The organism is Bacillus sp. UNC41MFS5, from assembly GCF_000686805.1.
On the sequence record NZ_JMLP01000052.1, the window covers coordinates 1 to 1,705 of the forward strand.

Genomic DNA, 1,705 nt, shown 5'->3' on the forward strand with positions numbered 1-1,705 from the left:
AATTTATCCCATAGCAATTGAAGACCATTTTTTACATCTTCAAAGGTTGGTGCAAATACATCTCTCATATATCCACCAAAGGCTGAGAAACCACCCATGACAGCTTTAACATCAATGTTCTTGACAACATCTGTTAAACCTTTCAACTTACCATTAACAGCTTCTAATACTGGACTACCAAATTTAGATAGTAATTCTGCCCATGTATTCTTTAAGTTTGCTAGGGTATTAGCATATGAACCTGCTTCCCTTGTACCTTGTCCAACTACACCTGCACTGGTATGTTGTCTTAACATTTCCTGTGTCTTTAATGTTTCTTGCTGTGCTACTGTAAGTTCATCAAACTTCTTACCATATTCCTTTTGTGCCTTGTCATTCAGCATTGTTGCTGATAAGTTGACCATTGCTGTATCTAGTGAATCATACTCACCCTTGATACCACCCATGAACCTTGCTGTTGTGCTTTCCATGTCTTCATTTGCAAAGGCATTGGCATCAACAGTTGCACTTAGGTATTTCTTAGCAGTAGCATGTGCATCACCTTCTGCCATACCTTTTGATTTTAAGATGGCTACATACTGCATGTAAGACTTTTTCAACTCATTAGGGTGTTTACCCCACTTGTTACCCATCTCACTGAGATACTTGTCTGTGCTGTCTTTCATTCCACCCATAACTTGGTCATATTGACCTTGCTGTGCTTGAAGGTCAGCAGTTGTGTCTAGCAATGTTTTACCAAAGCCTAAAATTTTATCCACTGCAAATGCACCTGCAACTACACCTGCAATACCACCTAAAGCAGACTTAATTCCACCTGCACCAGAAGATGCACTTGATGATGCACCATTCATTGACCTTTGGACTGCACTTGCTGTTTGTTGCATTGAATGTTGTACTTGACCCATTGCTGATTGAAAGTTGGCAATATTAGCACCTAATACAACCATTACTTGTTGTTGTGACATGTACTCACCTCATTTCCTTTAAAAAATAAAGGCAGGTCTGATTATTCAGACCCACCCTCTTTGTTGTTATTAAAAATGCTATCCAGATAGTCAAAATCTGCTTTCTTCTGTTCTGGTGTGATGAAGCCAAATTTTGTTTCCTGCTTCTTCTCAAACATTTCTATTTTCTTGCCCTTCTTGGCACTTGCATATCCAAATGCAACTACATTAGAAAGCATGTCATAATGCTCTCTTTGTGCTTCATAATGGTGTTCAATCATCCATTCAAATTCTTTGGAAGGGATGAAGTCTTCAAGAAAAGATTCATAGTCAAGGAAGGAACATATTTTAAGTGTTCCTACTACTAGCTTGAATAGCTTCTCTTCATCTATGAACCCATTACTTTTGAGAGGGGATGGCATTCTGTTGACCAAAAGCACCCTGTAAGGCTTCCCCTAGTTTCTCAGAAATGTACTCCATGCCATGTTTCTCAATAGCTTCATCCATAATGTCACCAACAGCATCTTCTGTTAGTTCTTTATCTTCCCATTTCAATCCAATGAATAGCATACTTCTTAGGTCTTCTAACTTAAATTCCTCATTAGCAAGGGCAGTAAGTGATTTTCCTAGTTTCTTTTCTAGTTGAATCATTGCATTCATACCATATTTTAAATTCCTTGTTTTATCTGCATCAAAAGCTACAATCTTTTTCATTGTTATAGCACTCCTTATTTTTTATCAATATTTTTTCTTAAAAAAAA

At 37.4% G+C, this 1,705-nt stretch carries 3 protein-coding genes; all 3 read right to left on the bottom strand.

The features are described from left to right. The coding region (locus tag BR30_RS0116160) for a hypothetical protein (RefSeq protein ID WP_026565878.1) at positions 1-965 on the bottom strand (965 nt) is incomplete at its 3' end. 41 nt (positions 966-1,006) lie between these two features. After that, on the bottom strand, positions 1,007-1,366 hold the full coding sequence (locus tag BR30_RS0116165; RefSeq protein WP_026565879.1) for a hypothetical protein: 360 nt from the start codon (positions 1,364-1,366) through the stop codon (positions 1,007-1,009). Next, entirely contained in the window at positions 1,344-1,658 is a 315-nt protein-coding gene (locus BR30_RS0116170; RefSeq protein ID WP_026565880.1) for a hypothetical protein, read from the bottom strand. Before BR30_RS0116170 ends, BR30_RS0116165 begins: the two co-directional genes overlap by 23 nt. Positions 1,659-1,705 lie beyond the last annotated feature (47 nt).

Bases quoted from the DNA above. Each gene is read 5' to 3' on its own strand.
- BR30_RS0116165 (WP_026565879.1), bottom strand. From the start codon at position 1,366: ATGCCATCCCCTCTCAAAAGTAATGGGTTCATAGATGAAGAGAAGCTA.
- BR30_RS0116170 (WP_026565880.1), bottom strand. From the start codon at position 1,658: ATGAAAAAGATTGTAGCTTTTGATGCAGATAAAACAAGGAATTTAAAA.